This is a genomic window from Enterobacter sp. HNDS-6, assembly GCF_039850505.1.
Lineage (GTDB): Bacteria > Pseudomonadota > Gammaproteobacteria > Enterobacterales > Enterobacteriaceae > Enterobacter > Enterobacter kobei.
This window is the reverse complement of sequence record NZ_CP156673.1, coordinates 1,742,638-1,766,624: the sequence shown is the minus strand read 5'-3', so window position 1 is coordinate 1,766,624 and position 23,987 is coordinate 1,742,638. Positions and strand designations below refer to the sequence as shown.

Below are 23,987 nucleotides of genomic sequence, written 5' to 3'. Positions count from 1 at the left end.
TCCCATTTGAGAGTTATTGTAATGCGCGCAGCAGCGCATCGTTGTCGGCGTTATCAGCGATCCGAATATCCTGCCAGCCCAGTTCCCGGGCGAGGTTCGCCAGACGCTCACTGACGACCAGAAGCCGACAGCGGAGTAACCAGTTTTCGCGATACCAATGCGGTATCAGCGACCAAAGCTGTTGTAACATTTCACCGCTGGTGACCACCAGCGTATTAATGCCGCGCGCGTGCCAGCGCATCGCTTCTTCCGCGCCATCGTAGTGCTTTGCGCAACGCTGATAGCACTCAACGAACGTCACGTCGGCACCCCGTTCACGCAGCGTTTCGCCCAGCAGCTCGCGGCCACCATTGCCGCGCAAAATGAGCGCACGCTTTCCGGCAATAGTTTGTAATTCAGGTAATTGTAGCAAGACTTCGCTAATTTCCCGATCTAACGGGTAGCGAACATCAGCGCCGCTTACGGTATGCAGCGCCAGCGCCGTTGAGCGACCAATGGCGAAATAGCGTGGGGCAGTTGTCCAGGACAGACTTTGCTGTTGCAGCTGGGCGTTGGCGAATTCCACGGCATGTTGCGACAACGCAAACAGCAGATCGCCTTCCTGCAGGGTATTTATCCGATCGGCGAGCGCAGAGAGCTCGCGACCGGGGGAGAATTCAATCAGCGGAAAACTCCAGGCCACCTGCCCCAGTGTGCGCAGACGGCTCACTAACTGCTCTCCTGCGGGAGAAGGGCGGGTGACAAGAATACTCATGCAGGGGGTTCTCCGTTATAGACCTCAGCCAGGATTTCACGCGCGCCGTTATTCAGCAGCTCTTCCGCCAGCGACACGCCAAGCTGTTCGGCATCTTGCGGATTGCCACGACGTTCGCCGCGTACCATCTGTGAACCGTCCGGGGCACCCACCAGCGCGCGCAGCCAGAGTTTCCCTTCGGTTAATTCAGCATAGCTGCCAATCGGCACCTGGCATCCGCCTTCGAGGCGGGTATTCATCGCCCGCTCGGCTTTTACGCGGATAGCGGTCTCGTCATGGTTCAGCGGCGCGAGCAGTTCGCGGGTACGCACATCGTCCAGACGGCACTCAATGCCGACGGCACCCTGGCCCACGGCCGGCAGCGACAGTTCTGGTGGTAGCGCCACGCGAATGCGTTCCTCCAGCCCCAGACGCTTCAGTCCAGCGACGGCAAGAATAATGGCATCGTATTCACCGTTATCCAGTTTGCCCAGGCGTGTGCCGACGTTGCCGCGCAGCGAGCGGATGATCAGGTCAGGGCGACGCTCCGCCAACTGACACTGACGGCGTAAACTGGAGGTGCCAACTACGCTACCTTCGGGCAACGCATCGAGCGAGTCATAGCGGTTAGAGACAAACGCATCACGCGGATCTTCGCGCTCGCAGATGGTCACCAGCCCCAGCCCTTCCGGGAACTCGACGGGCACATCTTTCATGGAGTGCACGGCGATATCGGCGCGGTTCTCAAGCAATGCCAGTTCCAGTTCTTTGACAAACAGGCCCTTGCCGCCCACCTTCGCCAGTGGCGTATCTAGGATCACGTCACCGCGCGTGACCATCGGCACCAGCTCGACGCGCAATCCATTGTGGCAGGCTTCAAGGCGCTGCTTAACATAATGTGCCTGCCAGAGCGCGAGAGGGCTTTGGCGTGTGGCAATTCTCAAAACATTGTCTAACATGCTTGTTACCGTCATTATCAATCGCTAACCATCCTAACATTGTTGACTCTGGGATGGCAGTTTTACGGTTGATGAAGCGCGAGAGGGACACGGTGGCGTATTCGCCAGCCATAGCCGTATTCAGGAATTTACACGTACAGAACGGTGCTACACTTGTATGTAGCGCATCTTTCTTTACGGTCAACCGGCAAGGTGTTAAATTGATCACGTTTTAGACCATTTTTTCGTCGGTACCACCATAATGATAAGGGCGAAAAAAGGGTAACGGTTATCTTTTTGAAATACTGCGGGCTCGCGGTTATTCGTGTTTTGAATGGCTTACGACACCCGGAAACATCAGGCGATACGTCTTGTACCTCTATATTGAGACTCTGAAACAGAGACTGGATGCCATAAATCAATTGCGCGTGGATCGCGCGCTTGCTGCCATGGGCCCTGCTTTCCAGCAGGTATACAGTCTGCTGCCGACATTATTGCACTATCACCATCCGCTGATGCCTGGGTACCTTGACGGTAACGTTCCCAGAGGCATATGTCTTTTCACGCCTGATGAAACCCAACAGCATTATCTGAACGAGCTGGAACTCTACCGCGGTATGCCGCCGCAGGAATCACCGACAGGTGAACTGCCGATTACCGGCGTTTACACGATGGGGAGTACCTCATCGGTAGGGCAAAGCTGTTCTTCAGACCTGGATATCTGGGTCTGCCATCAATCCTGGCTCGATAACGAAGAGCGGCAGCTGCTGCAGCGTAAATGCAGCCTGCTGGAGAGCTGGGCCGCGTCGCTTGGCGTGGAAGTGAGCTTCTTCCTGATTGATGAAAACCGTTTCCGCCATAACGAAAGCGGCAGTCTGGGAGGTGAAGACTGCGGCTCGACTCAGCACATCTTATTGCTGGATGAATTTTATCGTACTGCTGTGCGTCTGGCCGGGAAGCGTATTCTGTGGAATATGGTGCCGTGCGATGAAGAAGAGAATTATGACGACTACGTCATGTCGCTTTATTCGCAGGGCGTTCTGACGCCAAACGAGTGGCTGGATCTGGGCGGCCTTAGCTCCCTGTCCGCAGAAGAGTACTTCGGCGCTAGCCTCTGGCAGCTCTATAAGAGCATTGATTCACCGTACAAAGCGGTGTTGAAAACGCTGTTGCTTGAAGCCTACTCCTGGGAATACCCCACGCCGCGTCTGCTGGCGAAAGATATTAAGCAGCGCCTGCACGATGGTGAGATTGTCTCCTACGGGCTTGATGCCTACTGCATGATGCTGGAACGCGTTACCGAATACCTGAAGGCCATTGATGACTCCACGCGTCTTGACCTGGTTCGTCGATGTTTTTATCTCAAAGTTTGTGAAAAACTGAGCCGCGAGCGCGCCTGTGTGGGCTGGCGTCGTGAAGTGGTCAGCCAGTTAGTGAAAGAGTGGGGATGGGACGAAGCGCGTCTGTCCATGCTCGACAACCGTGCTAACTGGAAAATCGATCAGGTGCGTGAAGCGCATAACGAACTGCTCGATGCGATGATGCAAAGCTACCGTAACCTGATCCGCTTTGCGCGCCGCAACAACCTTAGCGTCTCCGCCAGCCCGCAGGACATTGGCGTACTGACCCGTAAGCTCTATGCCGCGTTTGAAGCGCTGCCGGGCAAAGTCACCCTGGTGAACCCGCAGATTTCGCCTGACCTGTCAGAACCGAACCTGACCTTTATCTATGTACCGCCGGGCCGCGCAAACCGCACCGGGTGGTATCTGTACAACCGTGCGCCTAGCATGGACTCGATCGTCAGCCATCAGCCGCTGGAATATAACCGCTACCTGAACAAACTGGTGGCCTGGGCATGGTTTAACGGTCTGCTGACTTCACGCACCCGCCTGTTTATCAAGGGCAACGAGGTCGTCGATTTAGCCAAGCTGCAGGAGATGGTGGCGGATGTTTCGCACCACTTCCCACTGCGTCTGCCTGCGCCAACGCCGAAAGCGCTCTACAGCCCCTGTGAAATTCGCCATCTGGCGATTATCGTCAACCTGGAATACGACCCGACGGCAGCTTTCCGTAATCAGGTAGTCCATTTTGACTTCCGCAAACTGGACGTCTTCAGCTTTGGCGAACAGCAAAACTGTCTGGTGGGCAGCGTGGATCTGCTGTACCGCAACTCGTGGAATGAAGTGCGTACTCTGCATTTCAACGGCGAGCAGGCGATGATCGAAGCGCTGAAAACTATTCTGGGCAAAATGCACCAGGATGCCGCGCCGCCGGACAGCGTCGAAGTGTTCTGCTACAGCCAGCACCTGCGCGGTTTGATTCGTACCCGCGTGCAGCAGCTGGTCTCCGAGTGCATCGAGCTGCGTCTCTCCAGTACCCGTCAGGAAACCGGGCGCTTTAAAGCGCTGCGCGTCTCCGGCCAGACCTGGGGGCTGTTCTTCGAACGTCTGAATGTATCGGTACAGAAGCTGGAAAACGCCATTGAGTTTTACGGGGCGATTTCACATAACAAGCTGCATGGACTGTCGGTCCAGGTGGAAACCAACCACGTCAAACTGCCACAGGTGGTGGACGGCTTTGCGAGTGAAGGGATTATTCAGTTCTTCTTCGAAGAGTCGGGCGACGATGCTGGGTTCAACATCTACATTCTGGATGAAACCAACCGCGCCGAGGTGTATCACCATTGTGAAGGTAGCAAAGAGGAGCTGGTGCGCGACGTCAGCCGTTTCTACTCTTCTTCACATGACCGCTTCACCTATGGCTCCAGCTTTATCAACTTCAACCTGCCGCAGTTCTATCAGATTGTGAACGTTGATGGGCGAGCGCAGGTGATCCCGTTCCGTACGCAGGCAATTACCCCTGCGGTGCCAGCAAACCAGGATACCGCACCGCTGTTGCAGCAGTATTTCTCCTGATTTCGTGATCCCGGTGGCGGCTACGCCTTACCGGGCCTACAACAGCCCGAACGCGTAGGCCGGGTAAGCGCAGCGCCACCCGGCAACAAAACTACCTGAAACTGACGGTCTCACCCGCCTGCGCCGTCGCTGCCTGCTCCAGCAAATCCCAGAACGTTTCGCCGCTGCGGTCGCAAATCCATTCCCCGTCTTTCAGATCGAAATGATATCCGCCCTGTTTTGCGGCCAGCCAGACCTGGTGAAGCGGTTCCTGGCGGTTAATAATAATTTTGCTGCCGTTTTCGAAGCTCAGGGTCAGAATGCCGCCGTTGATTTCACAATCGATATCGCTGTCGCCGTCCCAGTCGTCGAGACGTTCTTCGATGGTCATCCACAGGGTGTCTGCAAGGCGATGGAATTCACTGTCGTTCATGGTTTTGTTCCTGTTTTTCGTGATGCCGGCAGTATAACGCTAAATAATTCCCGTTGCAGGAAAGCGGCAAACTCTTGCTTTTGTGTCTTCTCCTGCGATGATAGAAACAGATTTGAACTTACGGGCAACTTTATAATGAAAAACGCTTTCCGAACGCTTGCCGTTCTCATCACCCTGTTTAGCCTGACGGGCTGCGGACTGAAGGGACCACTCTACTTCCCACCTGCGGATAAAACCGCGCCGCCGCCGACGAAACCCGTCCAAAGCGGCATTGAGTCTACCACGCCAAATACTAACGATCGTGGCGACAACGGTGGCCCGACTCAGGTTAATCTCTGACGACAACGTTCTGTACCCGCGCAATGGAGCAAATGATGCAGTTCTCTAAAATGCATGGCCTTGGCAACGATTTTATGGTCGTCGACGCGGTAACGCAGAATGTGTTTTTCTCCCCGGAACTGATCCGTCGCCTGGCGGATCGGCATCTGGGCGTGGGGTTTGATCAACTGCTGGTGGTTGAGCCGCCATACGATCCCGACCTCGATTTCCACTACCGTATTTTTAACGCGGACGGCAGCGAGGTTAACCAGTGCGGCAACGGTGCGCGCTGTTTTGCCCGCTTTGTCCGCCTGAAAGGGCTGACCAACAAGCGCGATATTCGCGTCAGTACGGCCAACGGCCGCATGGTGCTCAGCGTCACCGATGACGAACTGGTGCGCGTGAACATGGGCGAGCCTAACTTCGAACCCTCTGCCGTGCCGTTTCGCGCAAACAAAGCGGAAAAGACCTATATTATGCGTGCGGCCGAGCAGACAGTATTGTGCGGCGTCGTCTCGATGGGTAATCCGCACTGCGTGATTCAGGTAGATGATGTGGAAACCGCCGCGGTTGAAACGCTCGGTCCGGTGCTGGAAGGCCACGAGCGTTTTCCGGAGCGGGCGAACATCGGTTTCATGCAGGTGGTGAAGCGTGAGCACATCCGCCTGCGGGTTTACGAGCGCGGCGCGGGCGAAACCCAGGCCTGCGGTAGCGGTGCGTGTGCGGCCGTGGCGGTCGGCATCTCACAGGGGCTACTCGCCGAAGAGGTTCGCGTCGAGTTACCGGGCGGTCGGCTTGATATCGCCTGGAAAGGACCGGGTCATCCACTGTATATGACTGGCCCGGCGGCACATGTCTATGACGGGTTTATCCATCTATGAAACAACCAGGGGAAGAACTGCAGGAAACAGTGACGGAACTGGACGACAGAGCTGTTGTGGATTATCTGCTGCGCAATCCTGAGTTTTTTATTCGCAATGCACGCGTCGTCGAAGAGATGCGCGTGCCGCATCCGGTGCGCGGGACCGTGTCGCTGGTCGAATGGCACATGGCGCGCTCGCGCAACCACATCAATCAGCTAGAAGAGAACATGACGCTGCTGATGGAACAGGCCAGTACCAACGAAAGTCTGTTCTATCGTTTGCTGCATTTGCAGGCGCGTCTGGCCTCGGCGCACAGCCTTGATGAGTTCCTTAGCCGCTTCCACCGCTGGGCGCGTGAGCTTGGGCTGGCGGGTGCAACGATTCGTCTTTTCCCTGACCGCTGGCGCATTGGCGCACCGTCCGGGTTTACCCATCTGGCGCTCAGTCGTCAGGCGTTTGAACCGCTGCGCATTCAGCGTCTGGGCCATGCGCATCACTATCTGGGGCCGCTGAACGGGCCTGAACTGCTGGTGGTATTACCGGAAGCGAAGGCGATTGGCTCGGTGGCGATGTCGCTGATGGGACGCGATGGCGATCTGGGCGTCATGTTATTTACCAGCCGCGACGCGCACCACTACGAGCAAGGCCAGGCCACGCACCTGCTGCAGGAGATCGCCCTGATGCTGCCCGAACTGCTGGAGCGCTGGATTGAACGCGTATGACGGACGGACCGCTTTCCACTGACGTCGCGCGCTTTCTGCGCTATCTGGGGGTGGAACGTCAGCTCAGCCCCATTACGCTGCTTAACTACCAGCGTCAGCTTGATGCCATCATGCAGATTGCCGACGAGATCGGCCTGAAAAGCTGGCAACAATGTGACGCTGCCACGGTACGCGGGTTCGTTGTGCGTAGCCGTAAAAAAAACCTCAGCCCGGCGAGCCTGGCCCTCAGACTCTCCGCGCTACGCAGTTTCTTTGACTGGCTGGTCAGCCAGGGCGGCATAAAAGCCAACCCGGCAAAAGGGATCGCCACGCCGAAAGCCCCGCGCCATCTGCCGAAAAATATCGACGTCGACGACGTAAACCGTCTGCTGGATATCGATCTGAACGATCCGTTGGCGGTGCGTGACCGCGCGATGCTGGAGGTGATGTACGGTGCAGGCCTGCGTCTGTCTGAACTGGTGAACCTCGATTTAAAACACCTCGACCTGGACACCGGCGAAGTGTGGGTAATGGGCAAGGGCAGCAAAGAGCGCCGCCTGCCCATTGGCCGCAATGCCGTCGCCTGGATTGAGCACTGGCTTGACCTGCGCGGGCTGTTTGGCGCGGAAGAAGATGCGCTGTTCCTGTCGAAACTCGGCAAGCGGATCTCGGCGCGTAACGTACAGAAGCGCTTTGCGGAGTGGGGTATTAAGCAGGGGCTGAACAGTCATGTTCACCCGCATAAGCTGCGCCACTCCTTTGCGACACACATGCTTGAGTCGAGCGGCGATCTGCGCGGCGTGCAGGAACTCCTCGGCCATGCGAATCTGTCGACCACTCAAATCTACACCCACTTAGACTTCCAACACCTTGCCTCGGTGTATGACGCGGCGCATCCACGCGCCAAACGGGGGAAATAATGCGTTTTTACCGCCCACTCGGCCAGATCTCAGCCCTGACGTTTGACCTTGATGACACCCTTTATGACAACCGCGAGGTGATTCTGCGTACCGAGCAGGCGTCGCTGGCGTTTGTGCAGAACTACCACCCGGCACTGAAGACGATGCAGAACAAGGACTTTCAGACGCTGCGTCAGTCCCTGCGGGAGACCGAGCCGGACATTTACCATGACGTGACCGAATGGCGTCGCCGCGCGGTGGAGCAGGCGATGCTCAACGCGGGTCTGAGCGTGCAGGACGCGGCCATCGGTGCTGAGGCAGCGATGGAAAACTTTGCCAAATGGCGCAGCCGTATCGACGTGCCGCAGGAGACCCACGACACGCTGGCGAAGCTCGCCGAAAAGTGGCCGCTGGTGGCCATCACCAACGGCAATGCGCAGCCGGAGCTGTTTGGTCTCGATCATTACTTTGAGTTTGTGCTGCGCGCGGGCCCGCATGGGCGCGCCAAGCCATTCAGCGATATGTACCATCTGGCGGCGGAAAAACTAACTCTGCCGCTGGGTAACATTCTGCATGTGGGTGATGACCTCACCACCGATGTGGCTGGCGCTATCCGCTGCGGCATGCAGGCCTGCTGGATCAAGCCAGAGAACGCCGACCTGATGACCACGCTGGATAGCCGTCTTCTGCCGCACGTGGAAATTTCACGGTTGGCATCCCTCACGACGCTGATATAATCACCAGTAATATTGTATAAATTACCAGGGTTTTGCAGTTGTAGGCCCGGTAAGCGAAGCGCCACCGGGCGTTTTGCTCTGTTCCTGAATACTATGTGACGGTGCCAATGGACGTTTCTTACCTGCTCGACAGCCTTAATGACAAACAGCGTGAAGCCGTAGCGGCCTCGCGCACCAACATGCTGGTGCTGGCTGGGGCGGGCAGTGGTAAGACGCGCGTGCTGGTTCACCGTATCGCGTGGCTGCAGAGCGTGGAAAACTGCTCGCCGTACTCAATCATGGCCGTCACGTTTACCAATAAGGCGGCGGCGGAGATGCGTCACCGTATCGCCCAGTTAATGGGTACCAGCCAGGGCGGCATGTGGGTCGGCACCTTCCACGGCCTGGCGCACCGCCTGCTGCGCGCGCACCATATGGACGCCAACCTGCCGCAGGATTTTCAGATCCTCGACAGCGAAGACCAGCTCCGTCTGCTGAAGCGTCTGATCAAGGCGATGAACCTTGACGAGAAACAGTGGCCGCCGCGTCAGGCGATGTGGTACATCAACGGTCAGAAAGATGAAGGGTTGCGCCCGCACCATATTCAGAGCTTCGGCAACCCGGTGGAGCAGACCTGGCAAAACGTCTACAAAGCCTACCAGGAAGCGTGCGATCGCGCCGGTCTGGTGGATTTCGCCGAGCTGCTGCTGCGCGCCCACGAACTGTGGCTCAACAAACCACATATCCTTCAGCATTACCGTGAACGCTTTACCAATATCCTGGTGGACGAATTCCAGGATACCAACAACATCCAGTACGCATGGATCCGCCTGCTGGCGGGCGACACCGGCAAGGTGATGATCGTGGGGGATGATGACCAGTCGATCTACGGCTGGCGCGGGGCGCAGGTGGAAAACATCCAGCGCTTCCTCAATGACTTCCCCGGCGCACAAACCATCCGTCTGGAGCAGAACTATCGCTCCACCAGCAACATTCTGAGCGCAGCCAACGCCCTGATTGAAAACAACAACGGGCGTCTGGGTAAAAAGCTGTGGACCGACGGCGTCGACGGCGAGCCGATTTCAATTTACTGCGCCTTCAACGAGCTCGACGAAGCCCGCTTCGTGGTGAACCGTATTAAAACCTGGCAGGATAACGGCGGCGCGTTAGAGCAGTGCGCCATTCTCTACCGCAGTAACGCCCAGTCACGCGTGCTGGAAGAGGCGCTGCTGCAGGTAGGTATGCCGTACCGCATTTATGGCGGTATGCGCTTCTTCGAACGTCAGGAAATCAAAGATGCGCTCTCGTATCTGCGTCTGATTGCGAACCGTAATGATGACGCGGCGTTTGAGCGCGTGGTCAACACCCCAACCCGTGGCATTGGCGACCGCACGCTGGACGTGGTGCGTCAGGCCTCGCGCGACCGCCAGCTGACGCTGTGGCAGGCGTGCCGCGAGCTGCTGCAGGAGAAAGCCCTTGCCGGTCGTGCGGCCAGCGCATTGCAGCGCTTCCTTGAGCTGATTGACGCTCTGGCGCAGGAAACCGCCGATATGCCGCTGCACGTGCAGACTGACCGGGTAATCAAAGACTCCGGCCTGCGAACCATGTACGAGCAGGAAAAAGGCGAGAAGGGTCAGACCCGTATTGAGAACTTAGAGGAACTGGTCACGGCAACGCGCCAGTTCAGCTACAACGAAGAAGACGAAGACCTGATGCCGCTGCAGGCGTTCCTTTCCCACGCCGCGCTGGAGGCGGGTGAAGGGCAGGCGGACACCTGGCAGGATGCGGTGCAACTGATGACACTGCACTCCGCCAAAGGTCTGGAGTTCCCGCAGGTCTTTATCGTCGGGATGGAAGAGGGGATGTTCCCGAGCCAGATGTCGCTCGATGAAGGCGGACGGCTGGAAGAGGAGCGTCGACTGGCCTATGTGGGCGTGACGCGCGCGATGCAAAAGCTGACTCTAACCTATGCGGAAACCCGCCGCCTGTACGGGAAAGAGGTCTACCACCGTCCGTCTCGCTTTATTGGCGAACTGCCGGAGGAGTGCGTGGAGGAAGTGCGCCTGCGTGCCAGCATCAGCCGCCCTGTCAGCCATCCGCGTATGGGATCACCGATCTCTGAAACGGACACCGGCTACAAGCTGGGTCAGCGCGTGCGCCATTCGAAGTTTGGCGAAGGCACCATTGTAAATCTGGAAGGCAGCGGCGAGCACAGCCGCCTGCAGGTGGCGTTCCAGGGGCAGGGGATCAAATGGCTGGTGGCCGCTTACGCTAAGCTGGAAACAGTGTAACATTCAGAAAAATATCATTATTTTGTAATAATCTGCTAGCCTTATACGTTGAAGGTCAATTAATGCCCTTCAGCGTTCCGTTGCGTGTTGACGCCACAGTTACTGCTGGCGTAACATGCGCGCACGATTACGCTAAGAGGACATTCGCCTTGGACACACCCAGTAGATACTGGCTCAATTCCCTGTCATCCAGGAACAACTCCTAAGGCTATCTCCCCTTGCTGATGGCCTTAGTGGTTGTCAGCGACTGCATTATTCCCGTCGCGCTGAGTCAGGCTGTTTAATGGTCTGAAACCCAATTTGTTTCTGTGTGCCCACCGAACTGTCCGATATTTTTTGCATTGGGAGTCCCGGTCATGTTGAGCGCATTTCAACTCGAAAATAACCGACTGACTCGGCTTGAAGCCGAAGAGTCACAGCCCCTCATTGATGCCGTATGGGTGGATCTGGTCGAGCCGGACGACGATGAGCGCCTTCGCGTACAATCTGAGCTGGGGCAAAGCCTGGCAACCCGTCCTGAACTGGAAGACATCGAAGCTTCTGCGCGTTTTTTTGAAGATGAAGATGGCCTGCACATTCACTCCTTCTTCTTCTTTGAAGATGCGGAAGACCATGCGGGCAACTCCACCGTGGCCTTTACCATTCGCGACGGTCGCCTGTTTACCCTGCGCGAGCGTGAACTGCCCGCGTTTCGTCTCTACCGCATGCGCGCCCGCAGCCAGGCAATGGTGGACGGCAACGCTTACGAACTGCTGCTCGACCTGTTTGAGACCAAAATCGAACAGCTGGCGGATGAGATTGAAAACATCTACAGCGATCTGGAAAAGCTGAGCCGCGTGATCATGGAAGGCCATCAGGGCGATGAATACGACGAAGCGCTCTCCACGCTGGCCGAGCTGGAAGATATCGGCTGGAAGGTGCGTTTGTGTCTGATGGATACCCAGCGCGCGCTGAACTTCCTCGTGCGCAAGGCGCGTCTGCCGGGCGGTCAGCTGGAGCAGGCGCGTGAGATCCTGCGCGATATCGAATCCCTGCTGCCGCACAACGAATCCCTGTTCCAGAAGGTGAACTTCCTGATGCAGGCGGCGATGGGCTTTATTAACATCGAGCAGAACCGCATCATCAAGATCTTCTCGGTGGTATCCGTGGTGTTCCTGCCGCCGACGCTGGTGGCCTCCAGCTATGGGATGAACTTCGAGTTTATGCCGGAGCTGAAGTGGAGCTTTGGTTACCCGGGGGCGATTATCTTTATGATCCTCGCCGGGCTGGCGCCGTATCTGTACTTTAAGCGTCGTAACTGGCTTTGAGTATCCGCCCGGTGGCGCTACGCTTACCGGGCCTACAGAACGTGTAGGCCGGATAAGGCGCAGCCGCCATCCGGCAAAAAGGCACTACAGCCCTTTGCGCACTCTGCGCTGGGTGTAAATCGCATCGGCGACAAAAATCGCCAGCGCTACCCAGATAAAGGCGAACGTCACCATTTTATCTGCGCCCGGCACTTCGCCGTAAAACACCACCGCCAGCAGAAACATCAGCGTCGGGCCGATGTACTGGAAGAAGCCCAGCGTGGAGAGACGCAGACGCGTTGCCGCACCGGTGAAGCACAGCAGAGGAATAGTGGTCACCACGCCTGCCGCCATCAGCATCAGATTCAGCGACCACGGGTTGCTGCCCATATGACTGGTGGCGCTGTCGGCGATACCGAAGAGGTAGATCGCCGCCACCGGCAGCAGCCACAGGGTTTCAAACAGCATCCCCGTTTGGGCTTCCACCGCAATCTTCTTACGTACCAGACCGTAGAACGCAAAGCTGAACGCCAGGCCGAGGGCAATAATCGGCAGCGAGCCGAACGTCCAGAGCTGTACCAGCACGCCGCAGAAGGCCAGAAACACCGCCAGCCACTGCATACGGCGGAAACGTTCGCCGAGGAAAAGCATCCCCAGTACGATGTTCACCAGCGGGTTAATAAAGTAGCCAAGACTGGCTTCGAGCATGTGGTGGTTATTCACCGCCCAGATAAACAGCAGCCAGTTTCCGCCAATGAGCACCGCCGAGAGTGCCAGCAGGAAAACTTTCTTAGGCGTTTTGAGCAGCGTCTTGACGCCGGACCACTGACGGCTGAGGCTCATTAGCGCGATCATAAAGAAAAAGGACCAGATGACGCGGTGAGTGAGGATCTCGTCGGCCGGTACATAAGCGATAAATTTGAAGTACGCCGGTGCAATACCCCAAATAAAATAAGCGGCAAGGGCGAGTAAAACGCCCTGCCGCGTCTGTTTAGCATCCATCGGGAAAATCCGTTACAAAAAAGTGAATTAATTTTACCCGATTTTGCCGCTTCAACCCACCATATAAGTGGCGGTTGCGCTGGCGATATAAACCTGTTCTTCGTTGTGTAATTCTACGCGCGCCACCGCAACTTTATTCCCCGAACGCAGCAGGCTGCTGGAGCAGGTAAAGCGATTGCCGCGTCCTGGGCGAAGATAATCGACGCGTAAATCAATGGTGCCCATGCGTGCCAGACGCTGACGGAGTTCGTCTTCATTGATGGTGTCATGACGCGTCAGCGTACTGCCCACGCAGACCAGACCAGCCGCCACGTCCAGCGCGGAAGCAATCACCCCGCCGTGCAAAATACTTTGCGCCCAGTTGCCTACCATCATCGGCTGGTTGTTGAAGCTCAACTGGGCAAACTCTTTCTCGTAACGTTCCAGCTCCAGACCCAGCGCACGGTTAAATGGCATATGGTAAACAAAAATCTCGCCCACGAGCTTTAACACTTCTTCAGAGGTAAGCATGGCTGACATGAGGCATCACATCCCTATTGTTAATGAAATGTTGATTTTATGCCTCAACAATACGGATTTCCACTTTCAGAAACGAGGAGGCGGAAGTTGGCGCAGAAGTCTGTAGAATGCCCGGATAAAATTATTCATTACACGTCACTATTTCAGGAGAACACCACCGATGCGGACGTATCTGGGTTGGTTACTGGCGGCGGTTGCGCTGCCCCTCACAGCATATGCGCAGGAAGCGACAGTTAAAGAAGTGCACGATGCGCCATCCGTACACGGTAGCATCATTGCTAACATGCTTCAGGAGCATGACAATCCGTTCACGCTTTACCCGTATGACACCAACTACGTGATTTACACCCAGACCAGCGATCTGAACAAAGAAGCGATAAGCTCCTATAACTGGTCTGATAATGCGCGTAAAGATGAGGTGAAGTTCCAGTTGAGCCTCGCCTTCCCGTTCTGGCGCGGTATTCTGGGGCCGAACTCGGTACTCGGTGCCTCTTACACGCAGAAATCCTGGTGGCAGCTTTCCAACAGCGGCGAATCTTCGCCGTTCCGTGAAACCAACTATGAGCCGCAGCTGTTCCTTGGCTTTGCAACGGATTATGAATTTGCCGGATGGACGTTGCGTGACGTCGAAGTCGGCTTTAATCACGATTCTAACGGCCGTTCCGACCCCACGTCTCGTAGCTGGAACCGTGCCTATACGCGCCTGATGGCGCAGAACGGCAACTGGATGGTGGAAGTGAAGCCGTGGTATGTGGTGGGGAGCACCGACGATAACCCGGATATCACCAAATATATGGGTTACTACCAGCTCAAGGTCGGCTACCAGTTAGGCGATGCCGTGCTGAGCGCGAAAGGCCAGTACAACTGGAATACCGGCTACGGTGGTGCGGAAGTGGGCCTGAGCTACCCGGTAACGAAGCATGTGCGCCTCTATACGCAGGTGTACAGCGGTTACGGCGAGTCGCTGATCGACTATAACTTCAACCAGACCCGCGTGGGTGTGGGCGTAATGCTGAACGATATTCTCTAAGCTGCTCGAATGTTTTTGCGTTAAACGTTGAAGTTTCTCTCTCAGGCGCTGAAAATAGCGCCTGTTTCATTTCTGGCATATGGGGTTAACGTGGCGCAGGCGGAAGTATTGAATCAGGAGTCGCTGGCTAAACAGGTTTTGCATGAAACCTTTGGCTACCAGCAGTTCCGCCCTGGCCAGGAAACCATCATTGAAACCGTGCTGGAAGGCCGTGATTGTCTGGTCGTTATGCCGACCGGCGGCGGGAAATCACTCTGTTATCAGGTGCCCGCGCTGGTGCTTAACGGCCTGACGGTCGTGGTATCGCCCCTTATTTCTCTGATGAAAGACCAGGTTGATCAACTGCTCGCCAACGGCGTGGCGGCGGCCTGTCTTAATTCCACGCAAACCCGGGAGCAGCAGCAAGAGGTGATGGCCGGGTGTCGCACCGGGCAGGTTCGTCTGCTGTATATCGCACCGGAACGCCTGATGCTGGATAACTTCCTCGACCATCTCGCACACTGGAACCCGGTTCTGCTGGCGGTGGATGAAGCGCACTGTATCTCGCAGTGGGGGCACGATTTCCGCCCGGAATATGCCGCCCTCGGCCAGCTCCGTCAGCGCTTCCCGGAACTGCCGTTTATGGCGCTTACCGCCACGGCAGATGATACGACGCGTCTGGATATCGTTCGCCTGCTGGGGCTGAATGATCCCTATATTCAGGTCAGCAGCTTTGACCGCCCTAACATCCGCTACATGCTGATGGAAAAATTCAAGCCGCTGGATCAGCTCCTGCGCTATGTCCAGGAACAGCGCGGCAAGTCGGGCATTATTTACTGCAACAGTCGGGCGAAGGTGGAAGACACCGCCGCGCGTCTGCAAAACCGTGGCTTTAGCGCCGCGGCGTATCATGCCGGGCTGGAGAACCACATCCGCGCGGATGTGCAGGAGAAATTCCAGCGTGACGACCTGCAGATTGTGGTCGCGACGGTGGCGTTTGGAATGGGGATTAACAAGCCCAACGTGCGTTTTGTGGTGCATTTCGACATCCCGCGTAATATCGAATCCTACTATCAGGAAACCGGCCGCGCCGGGCGTGATGGTCTGCCTGCGGAAGCGATGCTGTTTTACGATCCAGCCGATATGGCGTGGCTGCGCCGCTGTCTGGAAGAGAAACCGCAGGGACAGCTGCAGGATATCGAACGCCATAAGCTCAACGCGATGGGGGCGTTTGCCGAAGCGCAAACCTGCCGCCGTCTGGTGCTGCTCAACTATTTTGGTGAAGGGCGACAGGAGCCGTGCGGCAACTGCGATATCTGCCTGGATCCGCCGAAGCAGTACGATGGCCTGATGGACGCGCGTAAGGCGCTTTCGACCATTTACCGTGTGAATCAACGCTTCGGGATGGGTTACGTGGTGGAAGTGTTGCGCGGCGCCAATAACCAGCGTATCCGCGACATGGGCCACGACAAACTGCCGGTATACGGGATCGGTAAAGATCAGAGCCACGAGCACTGGGTTAGCATTATTCGTCAGCTGATTCACCTCGGATTTGCCACGCAGAACATCGCTCAGCACTCGGCGCTACAGCTGACCGAAGCCGCGCGTCCGGTGTTGCGCGGTGACGTTGAACTGAAGCTCGCCGTACCGCGCGTGGTCGCCCTCAAACCACGCGTGATGCAGAAATCCTACGGCGGTAACTATGACCGCAAGCTGTTTGCCAAACTGCGTAAGCTGCGTAAAGCCATTGCTGATGAAGAGAACATCCCGCCTTACGTGGTGTTCAACGACGCGACGCTGATTGAGATGGCGGAACAGATGCCGCTCAGCGCCAGCGAAATGCTCAGCGTCAACGGCGTAGGCACGCGCAAGCTGGAGCGCTTCGGTAAGGAGTTTATGGCGCTTATCCGTTCTCACGTTGACGGAGATGATGAGGAGTAGTCAGCCGGCCAAAAAAGTGCCAGTATGATGACTCACTGAATTATTTCCCTGCGAGCCAATTATGTTAATGCTATTTCTCACCGTGGCGTTAGTGCACATCGTTGCGCTGATGAGCCCGGGCCCTGACTTTTTCTTCGTATCGCAAACAGCAGTCAGTCGTTCCCGTAAAGAGGCGATGATGGGCGTGCTCGGTATTACCATGGGCGTCATGGTCTGGGCGGCCGTTGCGCTGCTCGGTTTGAACCTGATCCTGGCGAAGATGGCCTGGCTGCATAACATCATTATGGTTGGCGGTGGCCTGTACCTGTGCTGGATGGGCTACCAGATGCTGCGCGGGGCGCTGAAAAAAGAAGAGAAAAAAACGCAAGAGCCTAAGGTGGAGCTGGCAACGGGTGGTCGGAGCTTTGTAAAAGGGCTGCTGACCAACCTGGCGAATCCGAAAGCGATTATCTATTTCGGCTCGGTGTTCTCGCTGTTTGTGGGCGACAGCGTTGGCGCGGGCGCACGTTGGGGCATTTTCCTGCTTATCGTCGTGGAGACCTTCGCGTGGTTCACTATCGTGGCAAGCCTGTTTGCCTTACCGGCGATGCGCCGTGGCTACCAGCGCATCGCGAAGTGGATCGATGGCTTCGCCGGCGCGCTGTTCGCCGGCTTCGGCATTCATCTCATCATTTCTCGCTAAGCATGACGCGCTGACGCAAGCAGCGCGCCAACCAGCATAAACAGCGAGCCAAACACTTTGTTCAGGGCCTTCATCTGCTTAGGCCCTTTTATCCATCCGGCAATCCGCTGTGCCAGCGTCGCGTAACCAATCATCACAATAATATCGACAATAATTGTGGTCGCACCCAGCACCACGTACTGCATCACCTGAGGCTGGTGCGGCACGATAAACTGTGGGAACAGCGCGGCGAGGAACACAATGCTTTTCGGGTTGGTCAGGTTGACGAATACTGCCCGCTTAAACAGATGACCACGGTGTTGCGTCTGCGCGAGCGTATTCAGGTTAATGGCGCCAGCCGCGCGCCATTGCTGAATACCCAGCCAGATAAGATATGCCGCACCGGCCCATTTCAGCACTTCAAACGCCAGCACCGAGCGGGAGAACAGCGTTCCCAGCCCAATCCCGACCAGGACGATGTGAATGCCCAGCCCGGTTTGCAAACCGGCAATCGACGCCGCCGCCCCGCGATAGCCGTGGTTGATGGAGGTAGTCATGGTGTTAATCGCACCCGAACCCGGTGAAAGGCTCAGGATGATGGATGTCAGCAGGTAGGCGAACCACCACTTGAAGGTCATTTGAAACTCCCGAATCGTCTGTTTTTATGCCACAATACGCTATTGATGAGTCATTTTGTGACCGGTTACGAAAAAAAACGATATTCCCTGGATTACGTGAGTGGAAACCCAATGTTTCAGCAGAAAAAGGACTGGGAAACACGAGAAAACGCATTTGCTGCTTTCTCTATGGGGCCGCTGACCGATTTCTGGCGGCAGCGTGAGGAAGATGAGTTTACGGGCGTCGGGGGCATCCCGGTACGCTTCGTTCGTTTCCGTGATGAGAAAAATGACCGGGTAATCGTGGTTTGCCCGGGGCGCATTGAAAGCTACGTTAAATACGCCGAACTGGCATACGATCTGGTCCATATGGGGTTCGATGTGCTTATCATCGACCACCGTGGACAGGGGCTGTCCGGACGCATGCTACAGGACACGCACCGTGGACATGTCGATCGCTTCAGCGATTACGTCGACGATTTTGCCGCGTTCTGGCAGCAGGAAGTGCAGCCCGGCCCCTGGCGTAAGCGCTATATCCTTGCGCACTCCATGGGTGGCGCTATTTCGACGCTGTTTTTGCAGCGGTATCAACACCAGTGTGATGCCATTGCGCTAACCGCGCCGATGTACGGTATTGTCATACGTTTCCCCGACTGGATGGTGCGTCATCTTCTCGACTGGGCTGAGGGCCATCAGCGCATTCGTGAAGGCTATGCCATCGGGACCGGACGCTGGCGTGCGCTGCCGTTCGCCATCAACGTCTTAACCCACAGTCGGCAGCGTTATCGCCGCAACCTGCGCTTTTATGCCGATGAACCGCGCTTACGCGTCGGTGGCCCGACCTGGCACTGGGTGCGGGAGGGGATTCTGGCCGGTGAACAGGTGCTGGCGGGGGTAGGTGATGATGACACGCCAACACTCCTGATTCAGGCTGAAGAAGAGCGTGTGGTCGATAACCGCATGCATGACCGTTATTGTGAATTGCGCGCCGCCGCCGGTCACCCTTGTGAAGGGGGAAAACCGCTGGTCATCAACGGCGCTTACCATGAGATCCTTTTCGAAAAGGACGCTATGCGCTCAGTCGCGCTCAACGCCATTGTTGAATTTTTCAACAGGCATAACTGATTATTGTTTTCCACCAGAGGTTGAAATCCCTATGTACCAGGTTGTTGCATCTGATTTAGATGGCACGCTGCTTTCCCCTGACCACACCCTGTCGCCTTACGCGAAAGAGACCTTAAAGCTTCTGACTGCCCGTGGCGTGAACTTTGTGTTTGCCACCGGCCGCCACCACGTAGACGTGGGGCAGATCCGCGATAATCTTGAGATCAAATCGTACATGATCACCTCCAACGGTGCGCGCGTGCATGATACTGACGGTAACCTGATCTTTACCCATAACCTGGATCGCGATATTGCCGCCGATCTCTTCGGCGTGGTGCATAACAACCCGGCTATCATCACCAACGTGTACCGCAACGACGACTGGTTCATGAACCGCCACCGCCCGGATGAAATGCGTTTCTTCAAGGAAGCGGTATTTAACTACTCCCTGTACGAGCCGGGCCTTCTTGAGCCGGAAGGTATCAGTAAGGTGTTCTTCACCTGCGATAGCCATGAAGAACTGCTCCCACTGGAACAGGCGATCAACGCCCGCTGGGGCGATCGCGTCAACGTGAGCTTCTCAACCCTGACCTGTCTGGAAGTGATGGCGGGGGGTGTCTCCAAAGGTCACGCGCTGGAAGCGGTCGCGAAACGTCTGGGTTTCGCGCTGAAAGACTGCATCGCTTTTGGTGATGGCATGAACGACGCTGAAATGCTCTCCATGGCAGGCAAGGGCTGCATCATGCAGAACGCGCATCAGCGTCTGAAAGATCTGCACCCGGAACTGGAAGTGATTGGTTCCAACGCTGACAACGCGGTACCGAAATACCTGCGCAAGCTGTTCCTTGAATAATCTTCATTTGGTTGTTTGTTGACCAGATGTCAACTGAAGAGTCCGCTACAATGCCTGTCGTTCTTTCTGAGAGACAAGCATTGTGGCGCTACTCATTATCACCACTATCCTGTGGGCCTTCTCCTTTAGCCTGATTGGCGAGTACCTTGCCGGTTCGGTCGACAGCTACTTCTCGGTGCTGATGCGCGTGGGGCTGGCGGCGCTGGTATTCCTGCCGTTTCTGCGCACGCGTGGTCAATCGCTGAAAACGATTGTGCTGTACATGCTGGTGGGCGCGATGCAGTTGGGCATCATGTATCTGTTCAGCTTCCGGGCTTACGTCTATTTGTCCGTCTCTGAATTCCTGCTCTTTACCGTGTTGACGCCGCTCTATATTACGTTGATTTACGACCTGCTCAGCAGGCGTCGTCTGCGCTGGGGATACCTGCTGAGCGCGGCGCTGGCGGTGATTGGCGCGGCGATTATTCGCTATGACAAAGTCAGCGATCACTTCTGGACCGGGTTGATGTTCGTCCAGCTCGCCAACATCAGTTTCGCCATCGGCATGGTGGGCTACAAACGCCTGATGGAAACCCGTCCGATGCCGCAGCACAATGCATTTGCGTGGTTCTATATGGGCGCGGCGATTGTCGCGGTGTCGGCGTGGTTTCTGCTCGGTAACCCGCAAAAGCTGCCGACCACGTCGGTGCAGTGGGGCGTTCTGGTCTGGCTGGGCGTGGTGGCGTCAGGGCTGGGTTACTTCATGTGGAACTACGGCGCGACGCAGGTCGACGCCGGAACGCTCGGGATCATGAACAACGTGCACGTCCCGGCGGGGCTGCTGGTCAACCTCGCCATCTGGCAGCAGCAACCGCACTGGCCGAGCTTCCTTATTGGGGGAGCGGTGATCCTGGCTTCACTGTGGGTCCATCGCCGCTGGGTCGCTCCGCGCTCCGCACAAACGGAAGATGGTCGCACGCGTGGTTCCGCGCTGAGCGAATAAACGCTTCTGTCACCGGCTGACGCTGCTCGCCATCGCGCACGGCAGCGTACAGACGGCTCCACAGTCCTTCACCCAGGGTTTTGGTCACCACCAGGCCCTGGCGTTCAAAACTCTCCACCACCCAGTGCGGCAGCGCCGCGATGCCCATATTGGCGGCAACCATCTGAATCAACAGCAGGGTGTTATCCACGCTTTTCAGCTGCGGGCTAATGCCTGCCGGCTGCAGGAAATGACGCCAGATATCCAGGCGACTGCGCTGAACCGGATAAATCAGCAGCGTTTCTGTTGCCAGGTCTTCCGGCGTGATGCGCGTTTTAGCCGCCAGCGGATGATCCGGTGCCAGCACCAGGCGCACTTCAAAATCAAACATCGGCGAATAGTGCAGGCCGCTGCGCGGCAGAATGTCGGAGGTCATCACCAGATCCAACTCACCCTGCTGCAGCGAGGGTTGCGGGTCGAACGTCACACCGGATTTAAAATCCATCTCCACCTGCGGCCACTTCTGGCGGAAGTTCTCAAGCGCAGGGGTCAGCCATTGAATACAGCTGTGGCACTCAATGGCGATGCGCAGTTTTGTCTGCTGCGGCTCGTTACAGGACTGTAGCGCGCTGGCGATCTGCGGCAGGACCTGATTCGCCAGTTGAAGAAGAATTTCACCCTGCGGCGTAAAGCGCAGAGGTTGGCTCTTACGCACAAAAAGACGAAATCCGAGGCGTTGTTCCAGATCGCTGAACTGGTGAGAAAGGGCAGACTGGGTCTGGTGCAGCGTGGCCGCAGCCGCCGCGAGCGATCCGCAGTTCCGCAACGCTTGCAGCGTTTTCAGGTGTTTTATCTCGATCATGAAAGTCCTTCACTTCGCCATGAACATTTTGCGCTTGAGGAATATACAGTACCTGCCAATTATAGATGTGTAAACATCTGGACGTCTAAATAGCGAAATTCACAAGGGGCATAACATGACAATCCGCAATCACACTCTCGGTTTCCCTCGCGTTGGCCTGCGTCGCGAGCTGAAAAAAGCGCAAGAAAGCTACTGGGCGGGTAACGCTACCCGTGAAGAACTACTGACCGTGGGGCGCGAGCTGCGCGCCCGTCACTGGGATCAGCAAAAGCAGGCGGGCATTGACCTGCTGCCGGTGGGCGATTTCGCCTGGTACGACCATGTTCTGACGACCAGCCTGCTACTGGGCAACGTGCCGGCTCGTCATCAGAACAAAGATGGATCGGTAGATATCGATACCCTGTTCCGCATCGGCCGTGGTCGTGCGCCAACGGGTGAACCCGCGGCAGCGGCGGAAATGACCAAGTGGTTTAACACCAACTATCACTATATGGTGCCGGAGTTCGTAAAAGGTCAGCAGTTCAAACTGACCTGGACACAGCTTCTGGACGAAGTCGACGAAGCGCTGGCGCTGGGCCACCAGGTGAAACCGGTGCTGCTCGGACCGGTAACCTACCTGTGGCTGGGCAAAGTCAAAGGCGAGCCGTTTGACCGCCTCAGCCTGCTGAAGGACATTCTGCCCGTCTACAAACAGGTACTGATTGAACTGGGTAAACGCGGCATTCAGTGGGTGCAAATCGACGAACCTGCTTTGGTGCTTGAGCTGCCCCAGGTTTGGCTCGATGCCTTCAAACCGGCGTATGACGCGCTTACCGGGCAGGTGAAGCTGTTGCTGACCACCTATTTCGAGGGCGTGACGCCTAACCTGAGCACGATTGCTGCGCTGCCGGTTCAGGGCCTGCATGTTGACCTGGTTCACGGCAAAGATGACGTGAAGGACCTGCACAAACGTCTGCCCGCAGACTGGCTGCTCTCAGCGGGGCTGGTAAACGGTCGTAACGTCTGGCGTGCCGATCTCACCGAAAAGTATGCTCAAATTAAAGACATTGTCGGTAAACGTGAGCTGTGGGTGGCCTCATCATGTTCACTGCTGCACAGCCCGATCGATCTGAGCGTGGAGACCCGTCTCGACCCGGAAGTGAAAAGCTGGTTTGCCTTCGCCCTGCAAAAATGTGAAGAACTGGCGCTGCTGCGCGACGCGCTGAACAGCGGTGACACGGCGGCGATTACCGAATGGAGCGCCCCGATTCAGGCGCGCCGTCATTCGGCACGCGTGCATAATCCGGCAGTGGAAAAACGTCTGGCGGCCATCACCGCTCAGGACAGCCAGCGCCAGAGTCCGTATGAAGTCCGTGCCGAAGCCCAGCGCGCCCGCTTCAACCTGCCCGCATGGCCAACCACGACGATCGGTTCATTTCCACAAACGACCGAGATCCGCGGCCTGCGTCTCGACTTCAAAAAGGGCAATCTGGATGCGAATCACTACCGTACCGGCATTGCTGAGCACATCAGGCAGGCGATCATCGAGCAGGAGCGTTTAGGTCTGGACGTGCTGGTGCACGGTGAAGCCGAGCGTAACGACATGGTGGAATACTTCGGTGAACACCTGGACGGCTTCGTGTTTACCCAGAATGGCTGGGTGCAGAGCTACGGTTCCCGCTGCGTGAAGCCACCGGTGGTGATCGGTGACGTCAGCCGCCCGGAAGCGATTACGGTGGCGTGGGCGAAGTATGCTCAGTCTCTGACCGACAAGCCGGTAAAAGGCATGCTGACCGGGCCGGTGACCATTCTGTGCTGGTCGTTCCCGCGTGAAGACGTGACCCGTGAAACCATTGCGAAGCAAATCGCGCTGGCGCTGCGTGATGAGGTGGCGGATCTGGAAGCCGCTGGCATTGGCATTATCCAGATTGACGAACCGGCGTTACGAGAAGGTTTGCCGCTGCGCCGCAGCGACTGGGATGAGTATCTGAAGTGGGGCGTGGAAGCCTTCCGCATCAATGCGTCGGTGGCGAAGGACGACACGCAGATCCACACTCATATGTGTTACTGCGAATTTAACGACATTATGGATTCCATTGCCGCGCTGGATGCCGACGTGATCACCATCGAGACCTCGCGTTCAGATATGGAGCTGCTCGAGTCGTTTGAAGAGTTCGACTATCCAAACGAAATCGGACCGGGGGTGTACGACATTCACTCCCCGAACGTGCCGAGCGTGGAGTGGATTGAAGCCCTGCTGAAAAAAGCCGCTCAGCGTATTCCGGCAGAGCGCCTGTGGGTGAACCCGGACTGCGGCCTGAAAACCCGCGGCTGGCCGGAAACCCGCGCAGCGCTCGCCAACATGGTGAAGGCAGCGCAGAATTTGCGTCAGGGGTAAGTCTGCGCA

General features: G+C 56.8%; 23 protein-coding genes. 16 read left to right on the top strand and 7 right to left on the bottom strand.

Annotated features, from left to right (window positions below; genetic code table 11):
* Window positions 1-13 precede the first annotated feature (13 nt).
* Together hemD and hemC are read right to left on the bottom strand one after the other, a co-directional pair.
* Window positions 14-754 carry a uroporphyrinogen-III synthase gene (gene hemD / locus ABFI50_RS08270; protein WP_014885654.1) on the bottom strand — a complete coding sequence of 247 codons (741 nt, stop codon included), beginning with the start codon at window positions 752-754 and terminating at the stop codon, window positions 14-16.
* Complete coding sequence (hemC, locus tag ABFI50_RS08265) at window positions 751-1,692, bottom strand: hydroxymethylbilane synthase (RefSeq protein WP_032629599.1); 942 nt, start codon at window positions 1,690-1,692, stop codon at window positions 751-753. The genes hemD and hemC overlap by 4 nt, the downstream gene beginning before the upstream one ends.
* Window positions 1,693-2,042: 350 nt before the next feature.
* On the opposite strand from hemC, the gene cyaA reads away from it, so the two are divergent.
* Window positions 2,043-4,586 carry a class I adenylate cyclase gene (gene cyaA, locus ABFI50_RS08260; protein ID WP_023331572.1) on the top strand — a complete coding sequence of 848 codons (2,544 nt, stop codon included), beginning with the start codon at window positions 2,043-2,045 and terminating at the stop codon, window positions 4,584-4,586.
* 91 nt (window positions 4,587-4,677) lie between these two features.
* On the opposite strand, the gene cyaY is transcribed toward cyaA, so the two are convergent.
* Complete coding sequence (gene cyaY / locus ABFI50_RS08255) at window positions 4,678-4,998, bottom strand: iron donor protein CyaY (RefSeq protein WP_014885651.1); 321 nt, start codon at window positions 4,996-4,998, stop codon at window positions 4,678-4,680.
* 135 nt (window positions 4,999-5,133) lie between these two features.
* Between cyaY and ABFI50_RS08250 the strand changes: the two genes are divergently transcribed.
* The 8 genes from ABFI50_RS08250 (at window position 5,134) to corA (ending at window position 12,093) form a co-directional block, all read left to right on the top strand.
* Window positions 5,134-5,337 carry a lipoprotein gene (locus ABFI50_RS08250; RefSeq protein WP_014885650.1) on the top strand — a complete coding sequence of 68 codons (204 nt, stop codon included), beginning with the start codon at window positions 5,134-5,136 and terminating at the stop codon, window positions 5,335-5,337.
* A 35-nt stretch (window positions 5,338-5,372) separates the two neighbouring features.
* The gene (dapF, locus tag ABFI50_RS08245) at window positions 5,373-6,197 is read left to right on the top strand and encodes a diaminopimelate epimerase (protein WP_014885649.1); all 825 of its coding nucleotides are present in this window, start codon (window positions 5,373-5,375) and stop codon (window positions 6,195-6,197) included.
* Window positions 6,194-6,901, top strand: a complete 708-nt coding sequence (locus ABFI50_RS08240; protein ID WP_023331571.1) for a DUF484 domain-containing protein — start codon at window positions 6,194-6,196, stop codon at window positions 6,899-6,901. The genes dapF and ABFI50_RS08240 overlap by 4 nt, the downstream gene beginning before the upstream one ends.
* Window positions 6,898-7,800: a tyrosine recombinase XerC gene (gene xerC / locus ABFI50_RS08235; RefSeq protein WP_014885647.1), complete on the top strand. Its 903-nt coding sequence runs from the start codon at window positions 6,898-6,900 to the stop codon at window positions 7,798-7,800. The genes ABFI50_RS08240 and xerC overlap by 4 nt, the downstream gene beginning before the upstream one ends.
* Entirely contained in the window at window positions 7,800-8,516 is a 717-nt protein-coding gene (gene yigB, locus ABFI50_RS08230; RefSeq protein ID WP_347485824.1) for a 5-amino-6-(5-phospho-D-ribitylamino)uracil phosphatase YigB, read from the top strand. The genes xerC and yigB overlap by 1 nt, the downstream gene beginning before the upstream one ends.
* A gap of 107 nt (window positions 8,517-8,623) precedes the next feature.
* On the top strand, window positions 8,624-10,786 hold the full coding sequence (gene uvrD / locus ABFI50_RS08225) for a DNA helicase II (RefSeq protein WP_014885645.1): 2,163 nt from the start codon (window positions 8,624-8,626) through the stop codon (window positions 10,784-10,786).
* 149 nt (window positions 10,787-10,935) lie between these two features.
* A complete protein-coding gene (ysgD, locus tag ABFI50_RS08220; protein WP_212743980.1) occupies window positions 10,936-10,992 on the top strand; it encodes a YsgD/CorL family protein in 57 nt (18 codons plus the stop codon).
* A gap of 150 nt (window positions 10,993-11,142) precedes the next feature.
* Window positions 11,143-12,093 (top strand): magnesium/cobalt transporter CorA, encoded by a 951-nt coding sequence (gene corA, locus ABFI50_RS08215; protein ID WP_008501540.1) that lies wholly within the window; start codon window positions 11,143-11,145, stop codon window positions 12,091-12,093.
* An 84-nt stretch (window positions 12,094-12,177) separates the two neighbouring features.
* On the opposite strand, the gene rarD is transcribed toward corA, so the two are convergent.
* Both rarD and yigI read right to left on the bottom strand, forming a co-directional pair.
* The gene (gene rarD / locus ABFI50_RS08210; RefSeq protein WP_014885644.1) at window positions 12,178-13,074 is read right to left on the bottom strand and encodes an EamA family transporter RarD; all 897 of its coding nucleotides are present in this window, start codon (window positions 13,072-13,074) and stop codon (window positions 12,178-12,180) included.
* Between the two features lie 51 nt (window positions 13,075-13,125).
* The gene (gene yigI, locus ABFI50_RS08205; protein ID WP_347485821.1) at window positions 13,126-13,593 is read right to left on the bottom strand and encodes an acyl-CoA thioesterase YigI; all 468 of its coding nucleotides are present in this window, start codon (window positions 13,591-13,593) and stop codon (window positions 13,126-13,128) included.
* A 160-nt stretch (window positions 13,594-13,753) separates the two neighbouring features.
* Here yigI and pldA point away from each other — a divergent pair, with 160 nt between their 5' ends.
* From pldA to rhtC, 3 genes are all read left to right on the top strand, one after another.
* Entirely contained in the window at window positions 13,754-14,623 is an 870-nt protein-coding gene (gene pldA, locus ABFI50_RS08200; protein WP_014885642.1) for a phospholipase A, read from the top strand.
* A 90-nt stretch (window positions 14,624-14,713) separates the two neighbouring features.
* Window positions 14,714-16,543 carry an ATP-dependent DNA helicase RecQ gene (gene recQ / locus ABFI50_RS08195; protein WP_014885641.1) on the top strand — a complete coding sequence of 610 codons (1,830 nt, stop codon included), beginning with the start codon at window positions 14,714-14,716 and terminating at the stop codon, window positions 16,541-16,543.
* Window positions 16,544-16,604: 61 nt separating this feature from the next.
* Window positions 16,605-17,225, top strand: a complete 621-nt coding sequence (rhtC, locus tag ABFI50_RS08190) for a threonine export protein RhtC (protein WP_014885640.1) — start codon at window positions 16,605-16,607, stop codon at window positions 17,223-17,225.
* Here rhtC and rhtB read toward each other — a convergent pair.
* Window positions 17,222-17,842: a homoserine/homoserine lactone efflux protein gene (gene rhtB / locus ABFI50_RS08185; RefSeq protein ID WP_347485819.1), complete on the bottom strand. Its 621-nt coding sequence runs from the start codon at window positions 17,840-17,842 to the stop codon at window positions 17,222-17,224. The two genes, rhtC and rhtB, sit on opposite strands and share 4 nt — an antisense overlap.
* A gap of 111 nt (window positions 17,843-17,953) precedes the next feature.
* Between rhtB and pldB the strand changes: the two genes are divergently transcribed.
* From pldB to ABFI50_RS08170, 3 genes are all read left to right on the top strand, one after another.
* Window positions 17,954-18,946, top strand: coding sequence for a lysophospholipase L2 (gene pldB / locus ABFI50_RS08180; RefSeq protein WP_032629594.1), 993 nt, complete (start codon window positions 17,954-17,956; stop codon window positions 18,944-18,946).
* A gap of 31 nt (window positions 18,947-18,977) precedes the next feature.
* Complete coding sequence (yigL, locus tag ABFI50_RS08175) at window positions 18,978-19,778, top strand: sugar/pyridoxal phosphate phosphatase YigL (RefSeq protein WP_023331564.1); 801 nt, start codon at window positions 18,978-18,980, stop codon at window positions 19,776-19,778.
* Between the two features lie 82 nt (window positions 19,779-19,860).
* Entirely contained in the window at window positions 19,861-20,760 is a 900-nt protein-coding gene (locus tag ABFI50_RS08170) for a carboxylate/amino acid/amine transporter (RefSeq protein ID WP_014885636.1), read from the top strand.
* Here ABFI50_RS08170 and metR read toward each other — a convergent pair.
* Window positions 20,648-21,601 (bottom strand): HTH-type transcriptional regulator MetR, encoded by a 954-nt coding sequence (gene metR / locus ABFI50_RS08165; protein WP_023331563.1) that lies wholly within the window; start codon window positions 21,599-21,601, stop codon window positions 20,648-20,650. The two genes, ABFI50_RS08170 and metR, sit on opposite strands and share 113 nt — an antisense overlap.
* A gap of 115 nt (window positions 21,602-21,716) precedes the next feature.
* On the opposite strand from metR, the gene metE reads away from it, so the two are divergent.
* The gene (gene metE / locus ABFI50_RS08160; protein WP_248083264.1) at window positions 21,717-23,978 is read left to right on the top strand and encodes a 5-methyltetrahydropteroyltriglutamate--homocysteine S-methyltransferase; all 2,262 of its coding nucleotides are present in this window, start codon (window positions 21,717-21,719) and stop codon (window positions 23,976-23,978) included.
* The last annotated feature ends 9 nt before the right edge of the window (window positions 23,979-23,987 follow it).